19 protein-coding genes and 2 pseudogenes are annotated in these 21,181 nt (G+C 59.8%); 10 read left to right on the top strand and 11 right to left on the bottom strand.

All coding sequences use genetic code 11. The features are described 5' to 3' along the window. The first annotated feature begins 189 nt into the window (after positions 1 to 189). The 6 genes and pseudogenes from FJ930_RS28575 to FJ930_RS28550 all read left to right on the top strand — a co-directional run bounded on the left by FJ930_RS28575 (position 190) and on the right by FJ930_RS28550 (position 4,780). The gene (locus FJ930_RS28575; protein WP_141840984.1) at positions 190 to 1,098 is read left to right on the top strand and encodes a LysR substrate-binding domain-containing protein; all 909 of its coding nucleotides are present in this window, start codon (positions 190 to 192) and stop codon (positions 1,096 to 1,098) included. Between the two features lie 433 nt (positions 1,099 to 1,531). Then, positions 1,532 to 1,669: pseudogene (locus FJ930_RS28570) on the top strand (transposase domain-containing protein); the annotation flags it as partial. Positions 1,670 to 2,033: 364 nt separating this feature from the next. Then, positions 2,034 to 2,756 carry a hypothetical protein gene (locus FJ930_RS28565; RefSeq protein WP_348642766.1) on the top strand — a complete coding sequence of 241 codons (723 nt, stop codon included), beginning with the start codon at positions 2,034 to 2,036 and terminating at the stop codon, positions 2,754 to 2,756. 211 nt (positions 2,757 to 2,967) lie between these two features. Continuing rightward, positions 2,968 to 3,327 carry a hypothetical protein gene (locus tag FJ930_RS30680; protein WP_246677079.1) on the top strand — a complete coding sequence of 120 codons (360 nt, stop codon included), beginning with the start codon at positions 2,968 to 2,970 and terminating at the stop codon, positions 3,325 to 3,327. 1 nt (position 3,328) lies between these two features. Then, positions 3,329 to 3,853, top strand: a complete 525-nt coding sequence (locus FJ930_RS28555) for a DNA-binding protein (RefSeq protein WP_246677078.1) — start codon at positions 3,329 to 3,331, stop codon at positions 3,851 to 3,853. Positions 3,854 to 4,054: 201 nt separating this feature from the next. Further along, on the top strand, positions 4,055 to 4,780 hold the full coding sequence (locus tag FJ930_RS28550; protein ID WP_246677077.1) for an alkaline phosphatase family protein: 726 nt from the start codon (positions 4,055 to 4,057) through the stop codon (positions 4,778 to 4,780). A 330-nt stretch (positions 4,781 to 5,110) separates the two neighbouring features. On the opposite strand, the gene FJ930_RS28540 is transcribed toward FJ930_RS28550, so the two are convergent. Further along, positions 5,111 to 5,449, bottom strand: coding sequence for a hypothetical protein (locus FJ930_RS28540; RefSeq protein WP_246677076.1), 339 nt, complete (start codon positions 5,447 to 5,449; stop codon positions 5,111 to 5,113). Positions 5,450 to 5,619: 170 nt separating this feature from the next. Between FJ930_RS28540 and FJ930_RS28535 the strand changes: the two are divergent. Next, positions 5,620 to 5,880, top strand: a pseudogene (locus FJ930_RS28535) (Gfo/Idh/MocA family oxidoreductase); the annotation flags it as partial. A gap of 437 nt (positions 5,881 to 6,317) precedes the next feature. On the opposite strand, the gene FJ930_RS28530 reads toward FJ930_RS28535, so the two are convergent. The 5 genes from FJ930_RS28530 to iolG all read right to left on the bottom strand — a co-directional run bounded on the left by FJ930_RS28530 (position 6,318) and on the right by iolG (position 12,406). Continuing rightward, positions 6,318 to 7,250: an aldo/keto reductase gene (locus tag FJ930_RS28530; RefSeq protein ID WP_246677075.1), complete on the bottom strand. Its 933-nt coding sequence runs from the start codon at positions 7,248 to 7,250 to the stop codon at positions 6,318 to 6,320. Between the two features lie 139 nt (positions 7,251 to 7,389). Further along, positions 7,390 to 8,436: an ABC transporter permease gene (locus tag FJ930_RS28525; protein ID WP_140748663.1), complete on the bottom strand. Its 1,047-nt coding sequence runs from the start codon at positions 8,434 to 8,436 to the stop codon at positions 7,390 to 7,392. Continuing rightward, entirely contained in the window at positions 8,433 to 9,932 is a 1,500-nt protein-coding gene (locus tag FJ930_RS28520) for a sugar ABC transporter ATP-binding protein (protein ID WP_181763498.1), read from the bottom strand. Before FJ930_RS28520 ends, FJ930_RS28525 begins: the two co-directional genes overlap by 4 nt. A gap of 19 nt (positions 9,933 to 9,951) precedes the next feature. Then, positions 9,952 to 11,091, bottom strand: coding sequence for a sugar ABC transporter substrate-binding protein (locus FJ930_RS28515; protein ID WP_140748667.1), 1,140 nt, complete (start codon positions 11,089 to 11,091; stop codon positions 9,952 to 9,954). A 304-nt stretch (positions 11,092 to 11,395) separates the two neighbouring features. After that, positions 11,396 to 12,406, bottom strand: coding sequence for an inositol 2-dehydrogenase (gene iolG / locus FJ930_RS28510; protein ID WP_140748669.1), 1,011 nt, complete (start codon positions 12,404 to 12,406; stop codon positions 11,396 to 11,398). 150 nt (positions 12,407 to 12,556) lie between these two features. On the opposite strand from iolG, the gene FJ930_RS28505 reads away from it, so the two are divergent. Continuing rightward, positions 12,557 to 13,375 carry an SDR family oxidoreductase gene (locus tag FJ930_RS28505; RefSeq protein WP_141840981.1) on the top strand — a complete coding sequence of 273 codons (819 nt, stop codon included), beginning with the start codon at positions 12,557 to 12,559 and terminating at the stop codon, positions 13,373 to 13,375. 76 nt (positions 13,376 to 13,451) lie between these two features. On the opposite strand, the gene FJ930_RS28500 is transcribed toward FJ930_RS28505, so the two are convergent. Next, positions 13,452 to 14,615, bottom strand: a complete 1,164-nt coding sequence (locus FJ930_RS28500) for a substrate-binding domain-containing protein (RefSeq protein WP_181176556.1) — start codon at positions 14,613 to 14,615, stop codon at positions 13,452 to 13,454. 231 nt (positions 14,616 to 14,846) lie between these two features. Between FJ930_RS28500 and FJ930_RS28495 the strand changes: the two genes are divergently transcribed. Then, positions 14,847 to 15,236 carry a tautomerase family protein gene (locus FJ930_RS28495; RefSeq protein ID WP_140748675.1) on the top strand — a complete coding sequence of 130 codons (390 nt, stop codon included), beginning with the start codon at positions 14,847 to 14,849 and terminating at the stop codon, positions 15,234 to 15,236. A 120-nt stretch (positions 15,237 to 15,356) separates the two neighbouring features. On the opposite strand, the gene FJ930_RS28490 is transcribed toward FJ930_RS28495, so the two are convergent. The 4 genes from FJ930_RS28490 to FJ930_RS28475 are packed head-to-tail and all read right to left on the bottom strand — an operon-like array spanning position 15,357 to position 19,702. Then, the gene (locus FJ930_RS28490) at positions 15,357 to 16,481 is read right to left on the bottom strand and encodes a Gfo/Idh/MocA family oxidoreductase (protein ID WP_140748677.1); all 1,125 of its coding nucleotides are present in this window, start codon (positions 16,479 to 16,481) and stop codon (positions 15,357 to 15,359) included. After that, positions 16,471 to 17,436, bottom strand: a complete 966-nt coding sequence (locus FJ930_RS28485) for a hydroxyacid dehydrogenase (RefSeq protein WP_141840979.1) — start codon at positions 17,434 to 17,436, stop codon at positions 16,471 to 16,473. The genes FJ930_RS28490 and FJ930_RS28485 overlap by 11 nt, the downstream gene beginning before the upstream one ends. Further along, on the bottom strand, positions 17,436 to 18,254 hold the full coding sequence (locus FJ930_RS28480) for an aldolase/citrate lyase family protein (RefSeq protein ID WP_141840978.1): 819 nt from the start codon (positions 18,252 to 18,254) through the stop codon (positions 17,436 to 17,438). The genes FJ930_RS28485 and FJ930_RS28480 overlap by 1 nt, the downstream gene beginning before the upstream one ends. Before the next feature lie 11 nt (positions 18,255 to 18,265). Next, positions 18,266 to 19,702: an NAD-dependent succinate-semialdehyde dehydrogenase gene (locus FJ930_RS28475; RefSeq protein ID WP_141840977.1), complete on the bottom strand. Its 1,437-nt coding sequence runs from the start codon at positions 19,700 to 19,702 to the stop codon at positions 18,266 to 18,268. Between the two features lie 281 nt (positions 19,703 to 19,983). Here FJ930_RS28475 and iolE point away from each other — a divergent pair, with 281 nt between their 5' ends. Next, entirely contained in the window at positions 19,984 to 20,883 is a 900-nt protein-coding gene (iolE, locus tag FJ930_RS28470; RefSeq protein WP_141840976.1) for a myo-inosose-2 dehydratase, read from the top strand. Positions 20,884 to 21,181 lie beyond the last annotated feature (298 nt).

Raw genomic sequence — 21,181 nt, 5'->3', positions numbered from 1 at the left:
CGCCTCGATCCGTCGATCGAAAGACAGTGACGCAATCGCGTTAGTCTCTGCGCAGTGCTTATTTGCGAACGCCGCGATGGCCAATCGCGGTGCCAATTGGCTGGATGTTTCTTCCAGCAGGTGGAGAATAAAGCGAAACTCGGGGCAATTGACAAATATGAAAAGGTGCATCCTCTATAGGTTTTTCCTATGAAGCCTGGCGCGCAGAAAATGAACTACAGACAGTTGCAGGCGTTTCGCGCTGTGATGGATGCGGGAACAGTGATTGGTGCCGCCAATCTCCTGCACATTTCGCAGCCTTCCGTCAGCGCCCACATTGCCAATCTCGAACACACGCTGAAGATCCAGCTGTTCGTGCGGCAGGGCGGCCGGTTGGCTCCGACCGCGGAGGCCTACCTGCTGCACGAGGAGGCCGGGCATATCGTCAGGGGCATGGCGCGATTGCGGCGGCTGGCGGCCGACATCCAACAGCTAGAGGCGGGTCGGTTGATCATCGGCGCTTATCCGGCGCTGTCCAGTTATGTGCTACCCCGCTTCGTCGGGGTGTTCGCCCGGCACCACCCCAAGCTGCGGCTGTCGCTGGAGCCGGAAGCGTCCGTGCGGATCGCAGAGCTCGCTGCGAGCAAGCAACTCGACATTGGCTTGATGACGATGCCGGTGATCGACCCGGCGACCACCTGCGATCTCATCTTCGAGACGGCTTCGGTCTGCGTGCTGCCGGCGGGACATCCCTTGAGCGAGAAGGAGGCGATCGAAGCCGCTGACATCCGCGACCAAAGCTTCATCGCACTTGGGCGCGAGGACGGCTCGCGCCAGGCCGTCGACCGCAGCTTTGAGGACGCGGGAGTTCGCGTCGAGGTGCGCTTCGAGGCTCATTACAGTGACGCCGCTTGCGCTCTCGTGGCCGAGGGGCTTGGCGTCTCCATCGTCGACAAGTTCTCTGCGGAAAGGTGGCGCGGAACGCTCGCCATCAAGCCGTTCCTTCCCTACGTGCCCTGCCATGTCTACCTGACGCGCAGCCGCACGCATATGTCGTCCCTCCTCCAAGAGCAGTTCGAGCGGGAGTTCCGCGTCTATATGGAGGAGCACTTTTCCTAAAACGCCATCAGCGGCTCCAATGAGCAGCAAGGACATAAGGGGGTTGGGCCTCATCGTGGGGGAATCTCCCGTTTGGGGGCGCGGATGACACCGTTGAAGTGACTGAAGTGCGGCGCAAAGCTGTCGTGAAGAACACTTGGGTGTCAAACGGCCCTTTAATTGCGGGTAGTTGTCAATCCGGATCGCATTGCCATCGCCGGGGTCACGGTCCTTTCCGAGGTCGAATACCTCATGATAATGTTCGGGTCGGGCGCCTCAACGTTTCCAACGAGATGCAGATGAACTGCTGTCAGCCGTTTGACCGAGGTCGCCGCAACCACCGTCCCGGCAGGGACATCACGAGTTCGGAGATGATAGCAGCCCGAGAACTCGTTTGGGGATGGAGTCGACTAAGCCATCTTTTCGTTACCCCACTCAAAGCTGGTGCCGTCAATCCAAATGCAATGAAGGAGAACCGCAGTCATGGCTTGCTGACGTTCTCGCCCGCATCGCGGACACGCCGATCACCAGGCTGGAGCAACTGCTTCCATGGAATTGGACATTCAAGACGCTGAGCGCTCAGGCGGCCTGACCTGCACCCGGTCGCAAAGCTGAGACTTAGCGCGCCACAAATAACAAGCGGCTTTGCCTGCCTCTTGATCCGTTCTTGCAATGAGCGCACCAAATTCCCTTGCTTGGCGATTGTAGGGCGGGTTTGCCGCATCGCGGACAGACCGTTAGAATTGAGCCAGTTTTATAGGTCATTGCGCACTCCCTATCGCGACAAGAATAAGCTCACACGCCTTCATAACGCTAACAGCATTGTTCCTGGACTCTCCATTCGTAAGGCGGCCTTCCGGACGCTTACGTTTCATGGCCCTCCAGGCGGTCTGAAAACCGCTTCCTTCGCCGAGCGGTGAGAAGCTGATGGCTTTCTACGAGCGCGCTTCCGGCGGCTGGGTGCATCCAACTATTTCAGGGTTGGCCGCGTTCGTCAGGATATACCTCCGGAACTTCTAGACGACATCTGGAAATCCTGTGACCCTTTCCTCAAGGTCTGCGACAATCTCGGGGAACGGCTGATGGGCAATCCGATCTTCAAGTCGTGCAACGTCAATATCGGAACGATCGATTTGCACGACGCATGGGCATCCACCATTTCAAGCTCTACCGAAGGGGTCCGTGTTCCCATTGGAGAGGTGTACGTGGCCGCGACGCACCAAAGGGCGAGTTCGGCGTCTTCTAGCTCAGATGGCAGCTATATCCCGTATCCATACAAAATTCGGGCCCAGCCTTTGCTCACCTGCAGGCGATCGGTTTCCTGCCCAAAAGGCCAACGATCGCCGATGTGTCGGCAATCATCTGCTCGCTCGCTCGTGTTTGAAGAAATCGATCGCTATCCCCGGATTTCATGCACCGGAATGGGTTCTGTCGCAACTCGAACTGGGGTCACAACGGGAGCGTTGTACGCCCGGCTCACCCGGCGAGGATGTTCGAATTGCTCAGTAATTGATGCGCTTTGGCTTGAAGGCAAACTCGCATGGGAGCCCTCTCGATGCGGGAGAATGGCGCTTGCATCTCAGATCTCGCGCACCTCGGAAAGCCCGGCCTGCTTTCCGGTGACACAGGATCGCAGGCCGGACCATATACTGTTTGAGGGACCAGTGCAGTCGGGATAGTGCTTCCGCAGCGCGTGAACCGCAAGGTTGCATCAAAGTTGGTGCTAAACCGTACAAATGTCCACCCAGCACCTCGCGCCTAAAGCACTGCGCCCGGCAATATTGGAACGATGCCGCATTTCGATGGCTCCTTGAAATTGCCGCGCCAATGATATGTTAGACGAAATTGGAAAATGTCAGACAGGGAGGCTGCGTTGTGGCGAAGGCAGCAATGAAGAAACACACAAGCGGCGGCGCCAAGAAGAAAGGACGTGCTGGCATGATCGGAACGACGACGAAGCCTGGTGAGCCATTCCTGAAGACCGGCAAGTTCGTTAGCGTCAGCAGTGCTCGTTTCGAGGCCATCATGAAGGCTGCGGAAAACTCTGGTCTGCTGGGCGACAAGAGCAGGCGAATCGGCAGTCGTATCAGCCCCGCGCTTGTCGAAAAGGCAAAGAAACAGACTGGTATTGCGACTGATACAGACTTGATTGAATTCGCACTCGCTAGTGTTGCGCTCTATGACGATTTCGGACAGTCGTTTAGAAAGACGAGAGGAACCGTTGATCCGACGCTGAAGCTTGGATTCTGACTTGGCGGACTTCGATTTCGAAATATCGATTCGCTGGGCACGGTTCGCTTTCCAAAAAGGCTTGTCTCGCCGCAACGATGACGAGTTGCCCTTCCTCGTTGACACTGCCGAGGCAGGGCAGGAACTCATGCTTAATACCTGTGTTTACATCGATGGCTTGCAGGGCCGCGCGCCTGATGTTGTTGCGGACTTGCTCGATCTCCGCTTGGGCAACCACTCGACGGTTGCCGTTCAGGAACTCATGCACACGGTGGATGTGCTGGATCCCAAACATCCCGGCACTAAGGGGGGCGATCAGGCAAATCGGCAGCACCATCAAGCACATGCATGCACATCGTATCTTTGCACCCGATCCCGATGTGCTCCGCGGGCGGCCCTGCTTTCGGGCATTTTATGTCGGCTTCAGGCCTACCAAAAAGATGCCTGTCCTCGCGCACTTCACGACCGTGTTAAGTTCCTGCAGGCACAAAAAACTCGGCTTCAGCTAATACCGACCGGGCGGGTTCTGTTCTATCGTCCGAAGTAATCCGCAGCCTCTTCGCATAAAAGATGCGGCCTGGAATGTCCAAAGCGCAAAGCTGGTATCGTATGCTTCAGATACTGACATTCGGTCAAATGACTTTAGAGAGAGATGAATACGCGTCCACAAAGTCGTAGTCTGCTTCAACGGTTCGCCGTGTTGCTCATCCTGGCCGGCGGCACTGCCTTGGGCGGAGGCTCTATCGCCATGGCTGATGCGCCGCCGCAATACGACCATGTAGTGGTCGTGGTCATGGAGAATCACTCCTTCGAGCAGATCGCGCAGCCGGGCGCTGCTCCCTATCTGCAGACCCTGGCGAGGAACGGCGCCCTATTCTATAATTCGCATGGGGTCGCTCATCCCAGCCAGCCCAACTACCTGGCGCTGTTCAGCGGCTCGACCAACGGGGTGCGCGACGATGGCATCCACGAGATTGCCGGGTCCAACCTAGCCGAGCGCCTTCAGGCTGCCGGCAAGGCCTTTGTGGGCTATGCCGAGCCCGGATCGCCCCGCAAACACAATCCGTGGGAATCCTTTGCCGACGCCAGAGGAGCCGGAAAATCACTGACCAAATTTCCGCGCGACTATGCGCGGCTGCCGGCGGTCAGCTTCGTCATCCCCAACCTGGCCAACGACATGCATGACGGCACGATCATGAAGGCCGATGCATGGCTGAAGGCCCATTTGCGCACCTATGCCATCTGGTCGCGCAAGCACAACAGCCTGCTGATTGTAACCTTCGACGAGGACGATGGCGGTCTTGAGAACCACATATTCACGGTGTTTTACGGCGCTGGTATCAAGCCCGGCCGTTACGCCGACAGGATCGACCACTACACATTGCTGCGGACCATCGAGGACATCGAATGTATAGCGCCGCTGGGTACCACCATCGTAAGAACGGCGATCGGAAGCGTCTGGAAAGAGCCGTAGGATGTTTGAGAGCTATGCCGCAGCCCGTGTTGCGAACCGTTTTCAGGACATGAAAGAGCTGGAGCAGGAAGCCACGATGTAGTGCCGTGCGCGGCATCACTTACGTTGTCGTCAATGATGCCCAACTTCGAGAGGCGGCACCGACCTCGCCGACACGGAGGCAACGATCGCCGCGACCAAGGACTGCAACGCCATTGTGCATTTCGGCGGCGCGCCCCTCGAATGCGAATGGCAGACGATCCTCGATTCCAGCATCCGCGGTTCCTACCACATCTACGAAGGCGCTCGGAAACATGGCGTCAAGCCAGTTTTGAAGTCTGAAAGGCGGATTTACTTCCTGATGATCCAATCCACCAAGCCGGACTCGACCCGCTCGCACCCGGTAAACTCGTAAACCAGGGTCTGAGCGAGATCACGCCATTGACACTCCGGTGCCTTCATTTCCAAGACCAAATCCTGAAAGACCTTGCGGAGAATGTCTGCATCGAACGCGGATACCGGGTGGTGTTGCTCAACCTCCCTTAACGCTTCGTCCATCTTGCGCTGGCGAAACCGCTTTAGAAGGTCTCGTGATGCCGCGATTACACGCCGGGTTTGAGCTATATCGAAGCGTAGTGAGGCAATATCAGCCCTGGATCGATGCTGCGACCCGAAGGTGGCGTCAATCATCGTCCGCGCCACGTCTTTATGGCCCTCAACCACCGCTACCTCCCTTTAGCTAAGGTTGTATTTACTCCTTCAGAAGCGGGACTTCAAAGGGATTCAAAGGTCGGTTAGGGACGAAGGGGCACCCGACAGCCCAAGTTCAGGGTCTTCACCGCCGGCCAGAAGCGCACATGCCTCCTGCCGCCTACTTTGAAGTGTCGGGCGGGATATTCCGGGACATGACGATCCATGATTTCGACCTGGCGCGCTTCATGCTCGGCGAGGGACCTGTCGAAGTGTTCGCAACCGGCGCCCGTCTGGTGATCCGGAATTGGTGGATCGGACGGGCGACTGGGACACTGTCGTGATGAAGACGGCAAGCGGGAAGTAGGCCATCATCAACAATTCCCGTCGGGCCGTCTGCGGATATGCAACGTGTCGAGGCGTTCGGTTCAGCCGCACGGCGATCTCCGAAAACTGCCGCGCGCACGGTGCCAGGATCTACGGCCGAGGGTTCATGGACAAGCCGAGCCCTATCTGCATTGCCTCATCGAGCGCTAGCAGGTGGCCTTCAACGCAGAAATTGACGCCTTTGCCGATGCCAGATCGCAGAGCGCCGCGTCGTGACCGCCAGCGAGATCGGATAACGCCATTCGCACTCGGACTGGACAAGCGGCTTGCCTGTTTCGCGCGTTGTTTCGTCGGCGATGGCGTGAGGCGCAGCGGCGCGCTCGAACGCGGTTTTTTTGCCCGCCAGGCGGTAAGCCCACATTCCGCGACCGACAGCGCTATCCTGCGCATCCTCAAGCAGCAGATTTTTGGGTAAGCCGAATCGACAACATTGCTGGCGAAAGCTGCGAATGCATTGCTGCAGATTGTGCTAGCGCCGTCACTATCCCGGTTTATAAAGCCGCTCGGCCTCGGGATCATCCAACGAATACCCAATCTTCCCAAGATCCTCCCAAGCCTGTTCAGGGATGGCCGCGGCGGCCCACTCAAGTGTCTGGGCGATCCTCTCGGGTTTTGAAACACCTACAACCGTCGAGGTGATCCGCGGGTCGTTTAGTGAGAACTGCAGTGCTGCCGCGCCAGGGGCCAGGGAATGCTTTCCGCACAGCTCCTCGATCTGGCGCACTGGTGCGAGCTTTGTTTCATCGATCTCTTGATAGGTTATCCGAGACACCCGCGAACTGCCCTTGGCCAAGACACCGCCAGCGTAAGGAGCCGCGTTGAACACAGCTATCCCTCTTTCATTGGCAAGCTCAAAGAGATGACCTGCCGATCGATTCAAAAGCGTGAAGCGATTGTGGTTGAGCAGGACGTCAAACGGCCAGTCTCTTACGATCGGCAGCATGATATCGAGACGGCCCATTGCCAACCCGACCGCGGTCGCTAGACCTTCCTCTTTTATCCGAAACAATTCATCGAGCGCGCCGCCTGGCCGCGTGATCTCGTCGGCATCGGCGGAATGTTCAGGGTCGTGAAGGTGGAGTATGTGAACGCGATCGAGACCGAGAGTCAGAAGACTCTCCTCGAGCGACTGTCTGGCGCGACCGGCGTCGAAGCGGCCTGTACCCATATCCCGGTCTAATTTGGTCGAAAGCACAAATCCTGGAGGTAGACCTCCGCGCTCTCTGATCACTGTTCCAATTCGCTCCTCGCTGCGGCCAAGGCCGTAATTGCGGGAAGTGTCCATGACGTTGACCGGGCCGTCGAAAATCGCTCGGATGGTCGCAAGTGCGGTGGCTTCGTCGACGCTATAGCCATAAGTGTCCGGCATCCCGCCGAGGGGAGCCGTTCCGAAACAGATCTCGGTAACTTCCAATCCAGTCTGTCCGATTGGACGCCGTTTCACCGCCACCTCCAGACTAAGACTGGCCTACTGCTTTTGATCGATGCCCGCACCGTCAATTCGAGCCTGGCGATGACGCCGGCAAAGCCAATCACTTTGCCGGCATGATATCTCAGGTTCGGGTTCGCACGCCGCTCGAGCGTCGACTCGCAATCGTCGTCAGCACCGCGGCCGCTATGATCACGGCACCAGTCGATGCCTGCACGTAAAAGGACGGAACCTGCGCCAAGGTCAGCAAGTTGTTGATGACGCCGATCAGGAGCACTCCGCTAATGACTCCGACGATCGTCCCTCGGCCGCCGCCCAGGCTTACGCCACCGATTACCGCAGCTGCGAAAGCAGAGAAGATTATCCCTTGCCCTTGGGTTGTCACCGCGGAATCGAGACGGCCCGTCATCAGAACGCCGGCCAAGCCCGCCAAGAGAGCCGCGAAGACAAACGCCGACCAAATGACCCTGTCCACGTTGATGCCGGCCGCCCTTGCGGCGTCTTCATTGCCGCCGATCGCGTACAAGGCGCGGCCATAGCGGTGGTAGTGGAAGACAAGGCCGACCATAGCCGCGACGACGATGAATACAATCACCGACACAGGAATACCGAACCAACTCTCGGAGCCGAGATAGGTCAGCGCCTTGCCGGGAGAGTAGATCGAACGCCCGTTGGAAACGATCAGCACTCCGCCCCGAAGCAGGACAAGCAGCCCGAGTGTCGAGATGAACGGGTTGAGACCGACCCTGACGACCATGAAACCGTTGAAAAGGCCAATTAGCCCCGCAGTGCCCAGCGCAACGAATAGGCCAGCCCAGCTCGGCAGCTCCAGTCCGAGCCCGCCTGCCGCCACAGGCACCAAGGTGACGGCTGCCAACATCGGGGCGAAACCGACAATTCCCTCGAGCGACAGATCCAGTCGCCCTATCAGGACGACGAAAGTCAGTCCGATCGTCGTCAAACCCAGAACGCTTACCTGGTCGAGGATATTCAGCAGATTGGCTGCCGTGGCGAACCGCGGAGCAACAATGGCCCCAACGATTACCAGGATGAGAAGGACCGGGTACATCGTAAATCCACCGGCCACGAAAGCGCTTCCGAAGGCGGATAGCCGTGACTGCCCGGAATGTTCCTTCTTCGGCGTTGATTTGCTCACGATATCGGTGCTCATACGACGCCCTCCATCCGTAGGATTAGATCTTTGATTGTGTACCCACCCACCAGTTCATCGACGACGTGTCCCTCGAACACGATCACGACCCGGTTTGCCAATTGATCAATTTCGTCTTCCTCGTCCGAGACGACCACAACTCCCAGCCCCTTGCTGGCAAGATCCCGCAACAGCGAGTAGAGCTGTTCCTTGGCCCCCACATCGACACCGCGGGTTGGGCTAAGGGCGACTATGACCTCGGGACCTCGACAAAGCGCGCGCGCGAAAACGACCTTCTGCTGATTGCCGCCGCTGAGCTGGCTCACCGCCTGCTCCAGAGACGAAGCGATTACGTTCGTCTGCTGGGCAAGGCGCCCGACATGCCTGGCTTCCTTGCCTTTGCTGATAAAACCCAGTTTACCAGACAGGACGTCAAGGCCACCGATCGCTACATTCTCGCGAACACCCAGAATGCCGACATAGCCGCTCGCATGCCTGTCGGTCGGAACCAGGCCGATGGTGGGCAGCTTTCCACGCGGGCTGACCACCTCGCCTTTCTCAGGCCTTTGCTGGCCAGCAAGGACCATTGCGAGCGCTTCCTTCCCGCCACCCACCGGGCCTGCCAGGGCCACGATCTCGCCCGCCCTTACCTCAAAGTCGATATCCTTTTCCGAAAAGCTGTCGAGCCGAATCCCCTTGGCCTGAAGCAGAACAGGGGCTTCATCCGCCACGAAGTCCTGTCGCGTGCTTCGAACCGTCTTTTCACCCATCATAAGGTCGGCGATGGTCTCCACGTCGAGACGCTCCACGGGCTCGCGTTCCTTTACGACCTTCCCGTCCCTCAAGATCGTGACTGTATCGGCAATCTCGAAAACCTCATCCAGGTGGTGCGAGATATAGACGAACGAGACCCCCTTGGCTTTGAGCGCCCTCACATGCTCGAACAGAATGCGTTTTTCCGCATTGCTCAGCGCCGCGGTTGGCTCGTCCAGGATCATGACGGGCACGCCGCGGCTAAGAGCCTTCATGATCTCGAGCAGTTGTCTGGTCCCGGCGCCCAGCTCGCCTGCAAGCGAGCGGGGTTGGATGTCCATATTCCATTCGCTCAGCAGGTCCGTCGCGCACTCCAACATCAGCTTGTGGCTCACCACGCCGAAGCCTCTGCGCACGAGAGGATTCTCGACAAAAAGGTTCTCCGCCACGGTCAGCAGGTTGAACAGCTGAGGCGTTTGTTGAACGTGGGCGATCAACTTGCGAATGCTGGGCGCATAGTGTTGGCCGACCGCTTCTACCTCGACCTCTCCAATTCTGATCGATCCGGTATCGGCCGAAACGTATCCGCTCAAGGTGGAAACAAGCGTGCTCTTTCCCGCGCCATTGCGGCCCAACAGGGCGTGAACCTCACCGCGCATGACGGTGAAATTCACGCCGCGAAGAGCCCGGGTCGAACCAAAGGTCTTGGCGATGTCACGCATCTCGACGATGGGTCGCGCCTTGTCCATGATCTTCGGCTCCACGGCTTGGTTCCTCCTGAACTTATTTGCCGACCTTGTTGGCCCACAGATCAGGGGAGTCCACATTGTCGGTTGTCACCAGCGTCGCTTTCAGCTGGTACTGCGGTCCGACGGGAGTATCGATAACCTGGCCGTCGTCACGGGGTCCGATCTCGATTTTGCCACCCTTGGAGACGAGTTCGATCAGGTCGGCCGTCTTGCTCGCATAGGCGCTCAGGGGTTGCGACACCGTCGCGTCGAGGGCCTTGCCGCGGATCAGCTGCAGTCCTTGAGGCGTTCCATCGATTGCGATGCGGATCACCGAGTTCGGGTCACCCACCGGAGCGCCCTTGCCGGCATTGGTGAGCTGGGCGTTCACGGCCGATGCCATGAGTTCGGATGCCATGAAGATGCCGCTCAACGAAGGATTCTGGGTGAGGACGTTCTGCGCAGCGTCGGCCGCCATGTCGGCAGTCCATTCGGTCGGGCGCTGTATCAGATTCGCCTTGGGCGCGAGCTCATGCAAGGTCTTGGAGAAGCCATCGGAGCGATCGCGGCCGTTGGGGGTGGTCAGGGCGCCCTGCAGCTCAAGCACGATGCAGCTGTTATCGGTCCAGCATGGCTTGGCCTGCAGGCGCTTGACCATCTCCTTGGCGCCTTGAACGCCGGCGTCGACATTGTCCGCGCGCACCGTCGCCGTCACTTTGCCGCCCGCGGGAGCGTCATCGATCGAGAAAACGAGGACGTTGGCATCGTTCGCCTTCTTGACCGCGGGAACGATTCCCGCCGCGTCAATGGGAGCGAAGACCAGGACATTTGCGCCGTTGGCAATCAGGTTCTGGAGCGCATCGACTTCGGCCGCGATATCGCCGTTCGGATCAGGAGCGCCGACCAGGGTGAAACCCTTTGCATCGAAGGCCTTCTTTGAGAGATCCAGCATCAGGGTCTGGAAATCATCCTTGAGAAACTTCGGGGTGAAACCGATCCTCACGTCCGCGGCTTTGTATTCGGCAAGTGCGGTTCCAGCGGTTATTGCAAGGAACAGCGCGCCGAAAGCAACCGTGCTGGCGGCTCTGCGGCGAGAAATGGGGAGAGTTGGAAATTTCATTGAATCCTCCTTTTGTTGCGCGGTCCGACCGCCCGTTGAGCCGGGCTTGACGCCGCTTGGGCCTTCTGTGCTCACCACAGAAAGGTTCGACCTTGCGATGAGACATCGTTCGCGATGTCGTCACCCGCAAATGCAATTGCAGTGCTTGCCTGACCACTCTGAAAGAGCCCTGCGGAGAAGTCGGCAGTGAGGGCACGCTTTCGCGGTTCTCCTTCGATCCTGATCGCAAGCAAGGCACAGCCAAGATGCCCGGCGCCATTGCGGGACCGGTCTCGGTCATGTCCCCACACGGCGATCCGTGCGAGCCCAGGCTTCACCAAACGCCACTCCTCCCACTGCGCGGATCTTTCTTCCTCCTGCGGATCCGCCGCCGAATGCTTTATGCAGCCACCTCGGAAACACGCACCAAACGTGCCTCTTTCATGGATTTGTAAGCCGCTTCCGCCAGGATGAGCGCACGGCGCCCATCTTCGAAACTCGCCAGCGGAACGGCGCCCTTCTCTACACAGTCCACGAACCCATCGATCTCCGCCATGAAGGCTTCCTGGTAGCGCTCGAGAAAGAAGAACTGATACGGCTGGCTCGCCTCGGCGGCCGTGCTTGTAAAGCGGCGCAATTCGTGAGGTTTGCGGTTGTCGGAAAGAAGCATGCCCGCGCTCCCGATGAGCTCAACGCGCTGATCGTAGCCGTAGACCGCCGTGCGCGAGTTGTTGATGTGGCATTGCTTGCCCGACGCGGTCCTCAGGATGAACATTGCGCTGTCGACTTCATCGAGTTCATTCCCGAGTGCCGGATCGATAAGTGCATTGGCAAGCGCGAAGACCTCGGTCGGCTCTTCGCCGAGCATGAAGCGAGCCAAATCGAAGTCATGGATCGTCATGTCACGGAATAGACCGCCCGCAGCCTCCAGATAGGCCCTCGGCGGCAGCGCGGGGTCGCGGGAGGTGATTATGACCTGGTGCAACTCGCCTATATCGCCAGCCAGCATCGCCGTTCGCGCTGCACTATGCCCGGGATCGTAACGGCGGTTGAATCCGAGCTGGATCGGGATTTTGGTTTCACCGATATTGGCGGCGCACGCCTCGACGCGGGCGAGGCTAAGGTCGATCGGCTTCTCGCACAGAACCGCTTTACCCGCAGCGACTGCCATTTCTATGTAGTCGGCGTGGGTGGGAGTTGCCGTGGCGATCAGAACGGCGTCCACCGTGTCGGACGCGAAAATCTCCTCTGCGCTGGCCGCGGCTTTGACGCCTTGAGCCGCCGCGACCTTTTCGGCCGCCTCTGAATTGACATCAAATACCGCCGCCAACCTGGATCGGGGATGCCGCGCGACATTGGCAGCATGCATTTGACCAATTCGGCCACAGCCGAGCACGGCGATACGCAACATTGATTTCCTCCCTGCGGCCTGTCGTGCAAGCCGAGCACCATTCTTTGCGTGCTTGGTGCAAAATATCTTGCATTTTCGCATGCATGTCAATACAAATTCCGTATTGATTTCTTCTGCAAATTTCATTGCAGGCTGAGGAGGCGTTGAAAAATGAACAGAGTCGATGGGAAATTCGCGGTGGTCACCGGCGGCACGCAAGGATTGGGTGCTGCGATCGCCATGGATTTCGCAAATGCGGGCGCCGCCGGTATTGTCACTTGTGGGCGCAACGCCGACAAGGGTGGCGCCGTCGCGGCAGCGATTGAGGCTAAAACAGGCTGCGTCGTTCGCTTCGTCCAGGCCGATCTGGCGAACGTGGCCGATTGCAGGACGGTGATTGAGGCCGCCGATAAGACCTTTGGGCGCGTCGACGTCCTGGTGAATGCCGCCGGCCTTACGGATCGGGGCGACATCCTCGACACGAGCGAGGAGCTTTTCGACCGGATGTTCGCGATCAATACGCGCGCTCCCTTCTTCTTGATGCAGGAAGCAATTCGGCGGATGGTCCGAGACAATATCCAGGGTGCGATCGTGAACATTGGCTCGACCTCGGCGCTGGCCGGGCAGCCGTTCATCGCGTCCTACTGCGCCTCCAAGGGTGCTCTTGCCACGCTTACCCGCAACACGGCGTTTGCAACGATGCGGAACAAGATCCGTGTCAATCAGCTGAATATCGGCTGGATGGCTTCCGACGGGGAGGACCGCATCCAGCGCGAGTATCATGGCGCGGACGCAAATTGGCTCGAAAAGGCTGCGGCCGAACAACCTTTTGAGCGCCTTCTGGCTCCTGCGGAAGTGGCCAAGGCGGTCACATTCTTGGCTTCGGAAGATGCCGGGATGATGACTGGCTCTGTAATCAATTTCGACCAGTCAGTTTGGGGCGCCTACCCCTTCGCACCTCCGACCCCGGTCTCGAAGCTGACGATCTAGGGGGGCGCCGGGCACTGAAGCGCGGAACCGGTCCAGCCGCCTATCATCCTCCCTCCCCGCAGAATGGTTCAGTCAATCAAAAGATAGCGCAATTGAAGCGAGTGAAGACCTGACTTTGCGTTATGCGATTGACAGGCTGAACCCCCTGGCGCGCCATCCTTATGCACTCGACGGACAGCGCGACTTCACGATCGAAATCATGACCGATCGTCACATCCATGATGCCTCGCTCGAGCAAGGACCGCGAGTTCGTGTTCAACTCATGGCCGATAAACACGATCGAATGACTAAGACCTTCAGCTTCAAGCGCCCGCCCAACGCCCAGGTTGGCGCCTGAAACATTGTAGATAGCCGCCGGCGGGCCATTCTTTGCTATATATCGCCGGACAGCCTCATAGATGACCTCAATGCTCTCGTTGGAACTTACCCTCTCATCGATGGCCAAGGATGAGAATTCTGTTCGCAGGACATGTCTGAACCCCTGCTCGCGGTCTTGCTGGCAGCGAAACGGCACGCTGCAAACAAATAGGACTTTCCCCGTTGTCCCGCGCGGAAGCATCCGCCCACAAAGCCAGGCTGCCGTAGCTCCCGAGACATATTGGTCCGAACCGACGTAAGCTGCTCTTCCCGACAAGGGAAGATCGGTGGTCAAGCACATCACCGGCAGGCCATGACCCGTTGCCGCCCTTACCGCATCGTTGATCGCGGGATGCTCTCTGGCGACCAGGATAATGCCATCGGACTTTTCGGCCGCGCTCTTAATCCGGCGCGCGAAGTCCTCAGGTTCGACAGCGTGTGAGACATGGGACTCTGTTTCAATTTCGATCGACGGGTTTTGCGCGCTGAAGTTTTTCGCGGCGGCTTCCGCGGCTTCGTTGAACGATCGTCCGGAATCGGCGAGAAGATAAAGACGCAGCGGCTTTGAAATTTCGGGCAACGAAATCCCGCCGGCGCCTGAGTGCCTGGCGTCCACCATCGACTTGGACAAATGTTGTTGCAGAATCGATTGAAATTCGCGGTAGCCGGAAAATCCCAAAGTCTGGACGAAGCGCACCACGCTGGATGCGTTCACGCCGCAGCGGCTGGCGACCTCGGAACTTGACAGAAGGGCGGTCTCTCCAAGGTTCGCGATGAAAAAATTTGCAACGCGCCGGCCGCCCTTTCCCATATTGTCCTGAGCCGAACTCAAAGTAGTCATCAGCTCGCTGGCAGATTGGGGCTTCGATCGCAAAACCTGCATGGTCGATCCTTTTCGATGAGGAACATACTGGAACTTTGCGATTACGCAATATTCCTTGCGCAATCGCACGGGATCATCGATTATAGGCCATTGCTCGATGAGGTACCGGCAGGTCAAGCGGCCATCTCGCACGCCCCTGCCGCCATGCCGGCCTGCCAGTAGCCTCGGAAAAGAACGCGGCAAGCGCGCGGCCATACCAACACGGTGGATAAAAATTCGAAAGGACAGACCATGCCCTTACTCAATGTTCATGTCGTCAAAGGCAGGAGCGAGGATCAAACAGCCACGCTGTTGCAGGCGATACATGACTCCATGGTCGAAGCTTTTGAGGTGCCTGTGCGGGACCGTTATCAGATTCTGCACGAGCACCAGCCATCGCATTTGCTCATGGAGGACACCGACCTTGGCTTTGAGCGAACAGATAGCCGGGTCCTGATCCATGTGACGACGCGGCCAAGAAGCCAGCAGATGAAGGAGCGGTTTTACGCGTCGCTTCTTGAAAATCTCGGACAACGCTGCGGCGTTGCACCTGCGGACCTCATGGTCTCCTGCGTTGAGAATCGCGATGATGATTGGAGTTTCGGATTCGGGCGTGCCCAATTCTTAACCGGGGACTTATAGGGCGCGCCGAAGGTCACCGCCCGACGGATCCCTGGCTACTCATTGCCTACCAAACGCGGCAAGCCCGGCCGTGCGAAGGTAGTTCAGCCGCCCCCGCGGGGTGCCGCATCGAGGCCACCATCAAGCTGCGCTGACCCAGCGGCCTCCAGCTGCCGAGGTATGGATCGCTTCGACCAGTTGCTGGATGCGCTGTCCCGAGCGGAAGCTGAATGGCTCGGGACGAATCCCTGCGATGGCTTCGACAAACAGCGCGACCTCGATGGCCTTGAGATCGTTGAAACCAAGCTGATGACCGGGCGCCACGCAAAACAGCCCATAGGGCGGATGATCAGGCCCGGCCTCAATGCGACGGAAGCCGCGAACGCGACCGGCCTCCGCAGTAGTGTAGAATTGCAATTCGTTGAAGCGCTCTTGGCTGAACGTCAACGCGCCCTTGGAACCGTAGATCTCGAAGTCGTGCTGCATCTTGCGTCCTGTCGCTACCCAGCTTGCCTCGATGCTGCCCGTGGCGCCGTTGGCGAAGCGCAAGAAAGCCCGGCCGATGTCGTCGACCTCGACGGCTGTACGGCCGCCCTTGCCGTCCGGACGACTATTGATGACGGTGACCTCGTCGCCAAGAACGCGCTCGATCGGGCCAACCAGGAACTCGGCGGTCGCCAAGGCATGACTGCCGAGATCGGCCAGCGCACCGCCACCTACCGGGTCGAGGCGGAAGGTGAAGGGACCTTGCGCATCGCCCATGTAGTCTTCGGCGTGAATCCCGCGATAGCTGCGGATTTCGCCAAGCTCGCCGGACGCGATAAGCTCACGGGCCAGCGCCATCATCGGATTGCATAGATAGTTGAACCCGACCTGCGTGCGTACGCCGGCAGACGCGGCGGCGTTTGCCATCTCGGCGGCCTCTACTGCGCGCGGTGCAAGCGGCTTCTCGCAATAGACGTGCTTGCCGGCGGCGATCGCGGCCAGCGCCATCTCGTGGTGGAACGCGTTTGGCGCGGTGATGTCGACAAGATCGATATCCGGATCGCCGACAAGCCGGCGCCAATCGCCGGTAGCGTTCTTGAAGCCGAGCGTACGCGCGGCTGCGCCGGCAAGTTCTTCAGTGCGGTCCGCGACGGTATGAAGCTCGAGCTCGAATGGCAGATCGAAAACACGTTCCGCCGCGGCGAACCCAAACGAATGGGTCTTGCCCATGAAGCCGGTCCCGATAAGCCCGACCCGCAGCTTCGGTTTCTTATCTCCCATTGATTTGGGCGCCATTGACGACGAGCGCAGGATCGATCTTGCCTTCGAAGAAATCGAGGACGTTCCTGACCGAGGACACTGCCATGCGTTGCGCGCATTCGGCGGTAAGACCGGCGATGTGCGGCGTCAGGATCACCTGATCCATGGCCAGCAGCGGATTATCCGGGTCGGGGGGCTCATGGTCAAAAACATCCAGTCCCGCGGCCGCTACCGCGCCAACGTGGAGCGCCTCGATAAGTGCGGATTCGTCGACCACGCCGCCGCGCGCGGTGTTGATCAGTATGACGCCGCGTTTCATGAGCGCGAATTCACGAGCGCCGATCAATGGTCTCTCGCCCTTGGGCGCGTGCACGGAAATCGCATCGGCACGGCCGACCGCCGCGGCGAGGTCGCCGGCCGATCTTACCTGCCCATCAGGCCAGCCAACCTTCTCAAGGAACGGATCGTAGGCTTCAACCTGCATGGAAAAGCCGGCGGCCATGCGGGCAAGATGCCGGCCGATCCGGCCGTAGCCCAGGATGAGCAGCCGCTTGCCCGCGAGTTCCGACGCTTCGAGCCTGTTGCGCCAGTTCCAGCCTTTTTCGCGAACGGCACGATCGGCGCGCAGCGTGCGTTTCGCTGTCGCCAGCAGCAGCATCATGGCGTGCTCGGCCACGGAGACTGAATTGACATCACCAACGACCGCCAGCGCGATTCCGCGCTTGTTGAGCGCCGGCAGGTCGACGGAGTCGTAGCCGACCCCATGCCGCGAGACGATGCGGAGGTTGCGTGCATTGTCGATGGTCGGAGCCGACAGCGGCTGGGTGCGAATGACCAGCCCATCGGCCTTGCCGATCAGCGAGGCATAGCTTGGCTCGGAAACCTCCTCAACATAGTCATAAGTTACATCCGGCGCCCGATCGAGCAGGGCTATACCGCTTGGATGCAGTTTGCCGGCAACAAGCACGTGAGGCATCAGTAGCCTCCCTTGGGGTTGTTGATACCCTCGGCTGAGGCTCCAGCCATCAGCGCCCTGAACCGCTTGACGGCGGCGTCAGCCGCGCCGGCAAGCAGGCGCACATCGTTGGAGACGGTGGTCATGTCGAAGCCCCACCCCACGGCGCGCCCGGCATATTCGGGAGTGCCGCAATGCAGCGCGGCGCGAATGCCGTGGCTGCGGCAGGCCCGCACAATCGCTTGCAGCGCCTCGATCATTTCCGGCTCTTCGCGATCGAAGGCCGGAGGCAGGCGACCGCCGTGCAGGCTGAAGGTCAGGTCGGCCGGCCCGACATAGATGCCGTCGAGCCCTGGCGTGGCTGCGATCGCATCGAGATTATCCATCGCCTCAGCGGTCTCGACCATCGCGAAGGCGAGGATTTCGCCATTGGCCTCCGCCGCATAGTTGGCGCCGACCGCGAAATTGGCACGCGTCGGACCGAATGACCGTTGTCCAAGCGGCGGGTATCGGAGGTAGGAGACGAACTTCGCGGCTTCCTCCGCGGTGTTGATCATCGGGCAGATGATCCCGTAGGCGCCGGCGTCCAGCGCCTTCATGATGATGCCCGGCTCAAGCCAGGGGACGCGCACCAGCGGGGTGACGCCCGAGGCGCGCATGGCCTGCAGCATGGGCAGCATGGCGTTGTAGTCGAGCGCACCGTGCTGCAGGTCGATGCCGATGCTGTCATAACCTTGCGCGGCCATGATCTCGGCGGTGAACGAGTTGCCTATCGAGAGCCAGCCATTAATGGTCGGACGCCCGTCGGCCCAGAGCTTCTTGAGGGTATTGGGGATCATGTCGGCAGTCCCTAGAGAACGACCTGGGCAAGCTTGGTATCGAGGTAGTCCTTGATCGACTCGATGCCCCCTTCCCTACCCATGCCCGAAAAATTGGTGCCACCGAAGGGCGCCTCCGAGGCCGCAAGGGCGAAGCTGTTGATGCCGACCATTCCAGCCTTCAGCTCGGCAACCGCCCGGCGTGCGCGCTTCGGGCTTTGCGTGAACGCGTAGGCCGAAAGCCCCATGTCGGAGGCATTCGCGCGTTGCAGCGCCTCGTCGTCGCTGGAGAACGAGGTGATCGCCGCCACCGGCCCGAAATTCTCCTCGGCAAAGACCGCCATGTCGTCGCTAACGTTGGTCAGCACCGTGGGCTCGAAGAAATGCCCGGCATTAAAGCTCGCCGCACGGCGGCCGCCGGCGGCGATCGTTGCCCCTTGCCGTTCGGCATCCGCGACCACGGCCTCGATGTCGGAGAGCCGTTTACCGTTGATCAGCGGTCCCATCTGCACCGAGGGATCGAGACCATCGCCAAGCTTTAGTGACTTGGCCCGGGAGACGAAGCCCTCGACGAAACTGTCATACAGACTTTCATGGATGAAGAAGCGGTCGGGCGTGACGCAGACCTGGCCGGCATTGGCATATTTGGTCGGCACCGCCGCACCGAGCGCGGTCTCCAGATCGGCATCGTCGAAGACGATCAGCGGCGCGTTGCCGCCGAGCTCCATTGAGACCTTTTTGACCGTATCGGCGGCATCGCGGATCATCTGCTGTCCGACCCGCGTTGAGCCGGTCAGGGACACTTTCCGGACTACTTTCGACGCCATGATCGGCGCATAGGTGGCTTCCGTCGGACCAACCAGCAGGCTGACCGCGCCCGCAGGCAACTGGCCCGCTCGCATGCAATCAACCATGACCATGGCCGTGCCCGGGGTTTGGCTCGAGGGACGCACCACGATGGAGCAGCCGGCGGCCAGCGCTGGCGCGACCTTGCGTGCCACCAGTGCTGCGGGGAAATTCCATGCCGTGAAGGCCGCGGAGACGCCGACAGGCTCATGCAGGACCTCGAAACGACCGCCCGGGACACGGCTCTCGATGACACGCCCGTAAATGCGACGCGCCTCCTCGGCATGCCAGCGGAATTGATCGACCGCGAGAGCCCATTCCCGCTCCGATTGCGCCAGCGGCTTGCCGGTCTCGCTGGAGATCATGCGCGCCCCTTCGTCTTTGCGGCGCAGCATTTCGTCGGCAATGCGATGCAGGGCATCAGCCCGCTCGAAGGCGGATTTTGCTTTCCATGAACGAAACCCCCGTTGGGCACTTTCGAGTGCGTCGCGAGTGTCCTCCCCATTCGCGTAAGGTACCTCGCCGAGGGCCCTTTCGGTGACCGGACTAAATACCGGCGTTAGGCCTCCTCCGCCCGTTGAGTGCCAGGCTCCGTCGATGAAAAGTCCGTAGTCGCCATACATCTGAGTATCCTGAAAACAGCACGAGACACGCCACGCGGACAGCGCGGCGGTCACAAGATTCCGGCATTGCGGGATGAGTGTTTCACTCCGTTCGGAGCAGCCTCCGGCGGCGCTGATCCTCGGCATGTCCAATGGATCGCGTGCCCTGCGCGAGTTGGCGCAGTCCTCCCTAAAGCCGTATTGCAATAATCATTGCAGCATATATTGATTTGTCAATAGACATTTCATAATAGATGGCAACGCAGCCATTTTGGGTCCTCTATGGAAGGAGAAATCAGAGCATGAAAGCCAAGCTTGGCATCGCGCCGATCGCGTGGTGGAACGACGATCTTGCGGAACTGAGTGGCGACATTTCGCTTGAGGGCTGCCTCGCAGAGGCGCGGGAAGCCGGCTTTTCCGGCATGGAAACCGGACGCCGCTTCCCGATGGATGCCGGCGTTCTCGGACCGATCCTCGACACCTATGGCATGAAGGTCTGCGGCGGCTGGTTCTCGGGCCTGCTGCTCGATGGCGACATCGCCCGCGAGAAGGATCGCATTGCCGAACAGATGGCGCTGTTCAAGGCCGTGGGCGCACCCTGCATCGTCTATGGCGAAACCGCGGGCACGATCCAGGGCGACCGTTCGGCGCCGCTCACCACCCGTCGTCGCCTGAGCGAAGAGGAGATCAAGGCATATGGCCGGAAGATGACCACTTTCGCCGAATGGTGCGCCGACCAGGGCATGCCGATCGCTTACCATCATCATATGGCCGCACCGATCGAATCCGAGCAGGACGTGGACCTGTTGATGAAGCATTCCGGTGAGGCGCTACCCCTCCTCTACGATGCCGGCCACATGGCCTTTGCCGGCGGCGACGTGCTGCGCGTGATCGACAATCACCACCATCGCATCAGCCACGTTCACACCAAGGATGTGCGCCAACCCGTCATCGACAAGTTGGATCGCTCCCGCGAAAGCTTCCTTGACGCGGTCGTCAAGGGCGCCTTCACCGTGCCGGGCGATGGTTCGCTTGACTTCGAGACCATCATCAAACGGCTCGCCGGCCATGGCTATGAAGGTTGGTTCGTCGTCGAGGCCGAGCAGGACCCGATCAAGAACCCGCCGCTGGAAATGGCCAGGATCGGCCATCGCGAACTGCTGCGCGTCATGGCATCTGCGGGCTACACCGTCGAGGGCTGACCCATGGACAGGACGGGGCGAAAGGCTCGCGTCCTTACCAGTTCCACGCCAGGTCCGGGCGCCGCCATCCGGTCGATGCCGGCGTCAGGGGGTCTGTGACGTAACCGGGAGAGGCATTACGGGGTTCTTGTGGTACACGTCTTATCCATCCTCAGGCCGCCGCGAGTTCGGCTTCCCCGGTCTTGGCGCCGGTGATGTAGGAGACGATATCCTGGCCGTCTGTATTCTCCTTGCGCAGATTGGCCACGATGCGGCCGCGCCGGAACACGACGATGCGGTCGCAAAGGTCGAACACCTG

The organism is Mesorhizobium sp. B2-4-15 (assembly GCF_006658505.1).
Lineage (GTDB): Bacteria > Pseudomonadota > Alphaproteobacteria > Rhizobiales > Rhizobiaceae > Mesorhizobium.
The sequence above is the reverse complement of the archived record's forward strand: the minus strand, read 5'-3'. Positions and strand labels throughout refer to the sequence as shown.